Annotated in this window: 9 protein-coding genes; 5 read left to right on the top strand and 4 right to left on the bottom strand. The window is 30.6% G+C overall.

Annotated features, from left to right (window positions below):
* Together AB1Z17_RS04085 and AB1Z17_RS04080 are read right to left on the bottom strand one after the other, a co-directional pair.
* On the bottom strand, window positions 1-664 hold a 664-nt coding region (locus tag AB1Z17_RS04085), incomplete at its 3' end, for a S46 family peptidase (RefSeq protein WP_368050519.1).
* A 25-nt stretch (window positions 665-689) separates the two neighbouring features.
* Window positions 690-2900 carry a S46 family peptidase gene (locus tag AB1Z17_RS04080; protein ID WP_368050518.1) on the bottom strand — a complete coding sequence of 737 codons (2211 nt, stop codon included), beginning with the start codon at window positions 2898-2900 and terminating at the stop codon, window positions 690-692.
* A 188-nt stretch (window positions 2901-3088) separates the two neighbouring features.
* Between AB1Z17_RS04080 and AB1Z17_RS04075 the strand changes: the two genes are divergently transcribed.
* From AB1Z17_RS04075 to AB1Z17_RS04060, 4 genes are all read left to right on the top strand, one after another.
* Complete coding sequence (locus AB1Z17_RS04075; RefSeq protein WP_368050520.1) at window positions 3089-4390, top strand: DUF819 domain-containing protein; 1302 nt, start codon at window positions 3089-3091, stop codon at window positions 4388-4390.
* Window positions 4391-4444: 54 nt separating this feature from the next.
* Complete coding sequence (locus AB1Z17_RS04070) at window positions 4445-5140, top strand: DUF4369 domain-containing protein (RefSeq protein WP_368050517.1); 696 nt, start codon at window positions 4445-4447, stop codon at window positions 5138-5140.
* 132 nt (window positions 5141-5272) lie between these two features.
* Window positions 5273-5767: an RNA polymerase sigma factor gene (locus AB1Z17_RS04065; protein WP_368050516.1), complete on the top strand. Its 495-nt coding sequence runs from the start codon at window positions 5273-5275 to the stop codon at window positions 5765-5767.
* A 3-nt stretch (window positions 5768-5770) separates the two neighbouring features.
* Window positions 5771-6406, top strand: coding sequence for a hypothetical protein (locus AB1Z17_RS04060; RefSeq protein WP_368050515.1), 636 nt, complete (start codon window positions 5771-5773; stop codon window positions 6404-6406).
* 59 nt (window positions 6407-6465) lie between these two features.
* Here the strand turns inward: AB1Z17_RS04060 and AB1Z17_RS04055 are convergent, their stop codons facing one another.
* Window positions 6466-7266 (bottom strand): TIGR00266 family protein, encoded by an 801-nt coding sequence (locus AB1Z17_RS04055; RefSeq protein ID WP_368050514.1) that lies wholly within the window; start codon window positions 7264-7266, stop codon window positions 6466-6468.
* 16 nt (window positions 7267-7282) lie between these two features.
* Window positions 7283-7759 carry a DUF4442 domain-containing protein gene (locus AB1Z17_RS04050; RefSeq protein ID WP_368050513.1) on the bottom strand — a complete coding sequence of 159 codons (477 nt, stop codon included), beginning with the start codon at window positions 7757-7759 and terminating at the stop codon, window positions 7283-7285.
* 156 nt (window positions 7760-7915) lie between these two features.
* On the opposite strand from AB1Z17_RS04050, the gene AB1Z17_RS04045 reads away from it, so the two are divergent.
* A partial coding sequence (locus AB1Z17_RS04045; RefSeq protein WP_368050512.1) for a DUF4870 domain-containing protein occupies window positions 7916-8210 on the top strand: 295 nt, incomplete at its 3' end.

Here is an 8210-nt window from a genome sequence, read left to right as displayed (position 1 = left end):
CAACCAAGCGAACATCTTTAAACACTTCAGTTACAAATAATAAGTATTGATTTCCTTTAAAAAAAGATCTCACATATGAATCTTGCCAATCCTCTTTCTGAACAGCTTTATTTACTTTTAAGATATTTTGATTGATAATTTTCATTTTTTCAGCTTCATCCATAGTGTCTTCTACACCCATAAAAACCGCATCAGTTACGTCATCAATTCTTTTAATAAAAGTGGCTGTTAACGTTTCGTTTGGCAACTCTTCACTATAATTCATTGCCCAAAAACCATCTTTTAAATAATCGTTTTCAACAGAAGAATGTGATTGAATTACACCATAACCACAATGGTGGTTTGTTAATAATAGTCCGTTTGGAGAAATAATCTCTGAAGTACAACCTCCTCCAAAATGAGCAATCGCATCTTTTAAACTTGAATTATTTACATCATAAATATCTTTTACAGACATTTTCATTCCTAACTGTGCCATTTCTTCGGCATTCATTCCTTCTAATAATGAAGGAATCCACATTCCACCTTGAATATCTCGGGTATCCTGAACTACTGGTGTTGCAACTTGCTCAACAACCTGTGCTGTTTCTTTTGTTGTTTCTTGTACTGTTTTACAAGAAATTGTTAATAGCGCTACTATTAAATAGAGTTTAATGTATTTCATTGGTTTGCTGTTTATATTTAAATTATTATTTCTTTTTTGGATGTACTAAAGTCATTTCATCAATTAAGTTTTTCGCACCTGCATATTTATCAACAATGAATAATACGTAGCGAATATCTACCATAATATTTCTACAAATATCTGCATCGTAGTTATAATCGCTCATGGTTCCTTCCCAAACTCTGTCGAAATTTAAACCGATTAAGTTTCCGTGCGCATCAATTGCCGGGCTACCAGAATTACCACCAGTAGTATGATTTGTTCCAATAAAATTTACTGGCATTTTACCATTTTCTGCATAATCGCCAAAATCTTTAGCATTGTATAAATCTTGAAGCTTTTGAGGTACATCAAACTCATAATCATTCGGAACAAATTTTTCCATAACACCTTCCAGATAGGTTGTTGTGTTGTAATAAACGCCATCTCTAGGTTCATAACCATTTACTTGTCCGTAAGTTACACGTAATGTGCTATTTGCATCTGGGAAGAAGCGCTTATCAGGGAAAACGTCCATCAAACCTTTCATATATTGTTTTTGAACCGCTACCAATTGTTGATTTAACTCTTGAAATTTAGGTTCAATCTTTGTATAAAAAGTTGTGTGAAATTCTTTTCCAAATTGATACGCAGTATCTTCATTTAATTTTTTAATTGCTTCTTCGGGAGTACCAGTTAATAATTCTTTTGCTCCTTCCAAAGTTATTAATTTAGAAGTACTATAAATGGTGTTTGCTAAATCTGTAAAATTAACACCTTCTAAATTTGAAGGACTGTATGCTTTTGGTGATTTTTTAGCGTATAACGCAATTAATTTTTCAAAAACAGGTTTATCAACCTTTGCACTGTAATTTTTAAAAGTACCTTCTAATCTGTTTAAAATAGCATTTTTAGCATTTTCAAAACCTTGCTCGCCCCCTCTTAAATACGCTTGCTCTATTTGAAAAGCTCTAAATGTAATCCCTAATAATTCTACATTTCTATAAGCAACTTCCATCCAATAATCTCGTGCTAAAGAAACACTTTCAATTTCTTTATATAATCTTTCAAAATCTGCTAATAATGTTGAATAGCCAACTAAATCTTTCGCTTCAACTATTTTAGAAAACTCATCTTCTAACTCTTTTTTCTTCGCAACTGCTTTCGATTTTTTAAGACCTTGACTTTCTCCAATCCATTTTTTCCAATAATTTGCCGTTGAAGCATATTTTGAAGCATATTTAATTTTCACTGCTGGATCCGTACGCATATAAGAATCTATAATTTTTAATGCATTTTCACGAATTTCAATTTTAGCAGGATTCAAAACATTTACAATTTGATCTACAGCAACTGCTGGTAAATACTCGTTTGTACTCCCTGGAAAACCAAATACCAACGTAAAATCTCCTTCTTCAACTCCATCTAAAGATACTGGCAAATGATGTTTTGGTGTATAAGGCACATTATCTTCAGAATATGCTGCTGGTTTATTATTTGCATCAGCATATATTCTAAATAATGAAAAATCTCCAGTATGTCTTGGCCACATCCAGTTATCTGTATCTGCTCCAAATTTACCAATTGATGATGGTGGTGCACCAACCAAACGAACATCATTAAATTCTTCTGTTACAAACAATAAGTATTGATTGCCTTTATAAAAAGCTCTAATCTTAGAATCTTGCCAAGCTTCCTTTTCAACAGCTTTATTCACTTTTAAAATATTCTGATTGATTAACTTCATTTTAGCAGCTTCATCCATTTCATCTGTAACACCTGCAAAAACTGCGTCTGTAACATCGTCAATTCTTTTTATAAAAGTAACCGACATATTCGGGTTTGCTAATTCTTCATCGTAACTCTTTGCCCAAAAACCATCTTTTAAATAATCGTGCTCAACAGATGAATGTGACTGAATTGCACCATACCCACAATGATGATTTGTTAATAACAATCCGTTTGGTGAAATAATTTCTGAAGTACATCCACCGTTAAAATGCACAATAGCATCTTTTAAACTTGAATTGTTTACATCGTAGATATCTTTAGCAGTTAATTTACTACCAAGCATTTGCATTTCGGTTTCATTAACACCTTCTAATAATGAAGGAATCCACATTCCACCTTGAATTTCACGGGTATCAACGACCGTTTCAGTTGGAGTAATACTAATTACTGTATCTGTTGTTTCTTGAACAGTTTTACAAGAAACTATCAATAAAGCTAATAGAAAATAGAGTTTTATATATTTCATGAGTTTAAATAATTTTTTGAAGGGTCACATGCTGTTCGCTATTTATAATTTTAGTAAATAATAAACTATTTAGCACGCTCGGTTCATTTGGTTAATTTTTAATCCTACAAATATAGGAAACCAAATATTCATTTTTTATGAATAAACTCATAAAAATTGTTAAATTAGCCGAAATTGAAAATTTACGTATGGATACTACACCCTTTTTTACAGAAGACACAATTGTTTTCGGAATTTTAATGTTAACACTTGGTTTTGTTTTTTACACATCAACAACTGATAATAAATTTTGGAAAAAGTTTTATAAATATATTCCCGCCTTATTAATGGCGTACATGATGCCTGCTTTTTTTACCACAACAGGTATTATTTCACCAGAATGGCAAACAGTAAATGAAATTGGTGAAATAACCAAACATAAATCTCAATTGTACTATGTTGCGAGTCGGTTTTTATTACCCGCAGCATTGGTTTTAATGACATTAAGTATAGATTTAAAAGCTGTTTTTAATTTAGGCCCTAAAGCCCTAATAATGTTTTTAACAGGTACCGCTGGAATTATAATTGGTGGACCACTTGCTATTTTATTAGTTTCAATTGTTTCTCCGGAAACTGTTGGTGGCGCTGGACCAGATGCTGTTTGGAGAGGTTTAGCGACCTTGGCTGGAAGTTGGATTGGTGGTGGCGCAAACCAAGCTGCAATGCTTGAAATTTATCAGTTTAATACAAAAAATTACGCCAGTTTTGTAATTGTAGATATTGTAGTTGCAAATATATGGATGGCTATTTTATTATTAGGAATTGGAAAATCGGATAAAATTGATAAATGGTTAAAAGCAGATACATCTGCTATTGAAACCTTAAAAAAGAAAGTCTCTAGTTATTCTTCAAAAAATAGTAGAAATCCTTCATTAGCAGATTTTATGGTTATTTTAGGAATTGCTTTTGTTGTAGTTGGATTGTCACATTGGGGAGCAAATAGTATTTCAAACTTTTTAAGTGCAAATTTTGAATCTGTTAGCGACAAAACTTCAGCAATGTCATCCTTTGGATCTCAATTTTTCTGGATGATTACAATTGCAACCGCTTTAGGAATACTATTATCTTTTACAAGATTAAAACAATATGAAGGAGCTGGAGCAAGTAAAATAGGAAGTGTATTTATTTACATTTTGGTAGCTTCAATTGGTATGAAAATGGATTTAACACAAATATTAGACAATCCGGGATTAATTGTTGTGGGACTTATTTGGATGGCGATTCATGTGTTTTTATTAATATTTATGGCTAAAATGATTAGAGCACCATATTTCTTTTTAGCAATTGGTAGTAAAGCAAATGTTGGTGGTGCAGCCTCTGCTCCTGTTGTTGCAGCTGCCTTTCATCCATCCTTGGCAACAGTTGGTGTTTTATTAGCTGTTTTTGGCTATGTTGTTGGAACTTACGGTGCAATGCTTACTGCGGAATTAATGCGAATTGTTGCTCCTTAAATTCATGATAATTGAAATAAAAATTAGATATTTGTCGCCTTAAAAATAATTATAATGAAAAAAATAGTTTGTTGTATTGTACTTGTTAGTCTTTTAATTTCTTGTGGAAAAGAAAAAACTGGAAGTATGGTTGTAAATGGAAACATTGATGGCCTTAAAAAAGGAACTGTGTATCTCCAAAAATTTGTAGATACTTTATTAGTTGCTGTTGATTCGGTTAAAGTAAATGGACTAAGTAACTTTGTTTTAGTTGACGCTTTAGAAACTCCTGAAATGTATTTTTTAACACTTGATAAAAAAGAAAGTGAGAAAATTCCCTTCTTTGGAGAAAAAGGAACATTGACAATAACCTCTAAACTCGAAAAATTACTTTTTTCAACTAAAATTACAGGTTCTAAAAATCAAGAATTATTAGATGAATACAAATCAATGATTCAGCAATTTAGAGGAAAAGAATTAGATTTTATTAAAGATAAGTTTGATGCTCAAAGAGATAATGATGAAGTGTTGCTATTAAAATTAGAGGATGAAGAAAAAAATTTACTAAAACGTAAATACTACTACACCACAAATTTCGCCCTGCAACATAAAGATAAAGAAATTGCTCCATATATAGCTTTAACAGAATTATTCAATGCCAATTTTAAATTATTAGATACCGTACATAAATCGTTAACTAAAGAAATTAAGGTTTCTAAATACGGGGTGGAATTGGATAAATTTATTGCTGAAATCAAAAAGAATGAATAACATTCAGATAAATATTTAATGCACTATCTGAGGCTGACTAAATTTTAATTTAGTCAGCCTCTTTTTATTTTTAAACAAACTGTAACTTTTTCAGTTAAAATGCTACTTATAATTTGAAACCAAACTTAGCTTGTGAATAAAGAATTAGAACATAAATTTATTTCTGAATTTCAAGAGAATCAGAATATCATTCATAAAGTATGTAGAATTTATACAAACAATCAAGAAGCGCACAACGATTTGTTTCAAGAAATTACAATTCAGCTTTGGAAAGCATATCCGAAGTTTAGAGGTGATTCTAAATTGAGTACTTGGATGTATAGAATTGGGCTAAATACAGCCATTACATTGTATAGAAAGTCTAAACGAACAATACAAACTCAAGATTTTGATACTGTATTACACAAAATTAAAGCTACAGATTATGATAAAACTGAAGAAGAACAATTAAAATTAATGTATAAAGCAATACACCAATTGTCCGACATTGATAAAGCGTTAATATTTTTGTATTTAGAAGACAAAAACTATAAAGAAATATCTGAAACAATTGGTATTTCTGAAGTAAACGCACGTGTAAAAATGAATCGAATTAAAACCCGATTAAGAACAATATTAAATCCGTAAATTATGGATGAATTAGATGTATTAAAAAAAGACTGGAAAAAGCAGGATGCTAAATTTCCAAAATTATCTTATGATGAGATTTATAAGATAATTCATAACAAATCCTCATCTATTGTAAAATGGATTTTAATTATATGTATTGCCGAACTTTTATTTTGGAGTTTTTTAAACTTTCTTATGCCTGAAAGGTATTTTGAAATTTACGATAAATTTCATTTAAAAACTTTTTTATACGTTACACAGGCATTACACTATATTGTTGTACTAGTTTTTATCTACTTATTTTATAAAAATTATATAGCTATATCTGTTATTGAATCCACTAATAAACTGATGCAAAAAATTATTAAAACACGTAAAACTGTAAATTACTACGTGTATTATAATATAATTTTATACGTACTATTATCTATAATTGTTAACATCATAATGTTTTCTAATCCTGAACTTATGGCGGAAACACTAAACCCAAAAAATAATAGAATTGATGAAGATCAGTTTTTAACCATTATGCTAATTACTCAAGTAGTGTCGGTATTTATTGTTATTGGACTTTTATGGGGCTACTATAAAATTATTTATGGAATTTTACTTAAAAGACTCTCTAAAAATTATAAAGAATTAAAAACGTTAAGTTAGAATTAGGTACCTGGCAGCTGTTTTTTAAATACTGGATACGTTATACTTAATACCATATTCTATATTCTGTTATCACCATCTAAAATATTACCAATTCCCCCGAGTAAACTACCTTCACCTCTCGTTTTACTTCCTGTTTTCGGTGCTAAAGCTAAAACTCTGCCTGCCAATCTGCTAAATGGTAAAGATTGTACATAAACAGTTCCCGGTCCTTTTAAGGTTGCAAAAAACAAACCTTCACCACCAAAAACGGTATTTTTTATACCACCAACAAATTCAACATCATATGCTACATTCTTTGTAAAACCAACAACACAGCCTGTATCTACTTTTAAAACTTGCCCTGCTTTTAAATGCTTTTTAGACATATTTCCGCCGGCGTGTACAAACGCTAAGCCGTCTCCTTCTAATTTTTGCATGATAAATCCTTCTCCGCCAAACAAACCTCTTCCTAATTTTTTGGAAAACTCTATACCAACTGAAACTCCTTTTGCAGCGCATAAAAAAGCATCTTTCTGACATACAAATTTACCTTCTAATTCACTTAAATCAATTGGAATTATTTGCCCAGGATAAGGAGCCGCAAAAGAAACTTGCTTTTTTCCAATCCCACTATTTGAAAAAACAGTCATAAACAAACTCTCACCTGTTAACAATCTTTTCCCAGCAGAAAACAGTTTTCCTAAAATACCTTCATCTTGATTAGACCCATCGCCAAAAATAGTTTCCATTGTAATCCCATCATTCATCATCATAAAACTTCCAGATTCGGCAACTACTCCTTCTTGCGGATCTAATTCAATTTCAACATATTGCATTTCTTCACCGTGAATTTGATATTCTATTTCGTGTGCATTCATAATTTATTTCTTTTTTTTAACTTTTACTTTTCTTTTTTGAACTTTTTAATTTAACACTCCACTCAAATTCATAAACAGAAACTTGTTCTCCGTCTTCATCAATTCCAACTGATTTCATAGTAACTGTTTGTCCTTCTCCTGTCTTAATAGCTCGTTTTAAAACTTCATTAATTAAGTTTCCATCTTCACAAACAAACTTAATTTTTCCAACAGCTTTTTTGGTAAACCTGCCTTGATGGTGAGTAACCAACATAGAAATTGGCCTACCACATTCCTGTATTTTTTTTATAACCAATGCACCCGTAGAAAGTTCTGCAGCCATTGATTGTACTGCAAAATACATAGATTTAAATGGATTTTGATTTATCCATTTATGTGTAACCGTAACAACGGCTTGTTTATTAGTTAAATCTTTCAATTTAACACCACACAAAAAAGCTGATGGCAGTTTAAACATTAAAAATCGATTCATTTTTTTTACAGTAACCTTCATACATTCTTAGTAGTTTATTTTGAAACAAGATAGTTAAAAATAATGAACGCTAAAAATCTGCTTTTTGTTAAAAAAATGTTAAATAACAGTACTATGTCTTGCATACTACTATCTTTTATATATATATTTGCATAAGAAACTAATAAAAATAGAATTATGATATCTCAAAACGATAAAAATTATAGCGCAATAACACATCTTAGTGGTTTTGCTGGTTGGGTTTTTCCATTTGGAAATATTATTGCTCCTGTTGTTTTATGGACAGCCAAAAAAAGTGAAAGCTCATATATTAACGACCACGGAAAATCAGCTGTAAACTTTCAACTAAGTTTAATTGTTTATAGTTTTTTATTAGCATTATTAATAATACCAATTGCCATATTTACCTTAGGCCTAGGTTTAGTTGCAATTGCGATAGGAATAATACCTGCAATAATTTTAAAATTTATTT

Origin of the sequence: Lutibacter sp. (assembly GCF_040883305.1) — a bacterium.
Lineage (GTDB): Bacteria > Bacteroidota > Bacteroidia > Flavobacteriales > Flavobacteriaceae > Lutibacter.
This window is presented reverse-complemented; position numbering and strand designations above follow the sequence as displayed.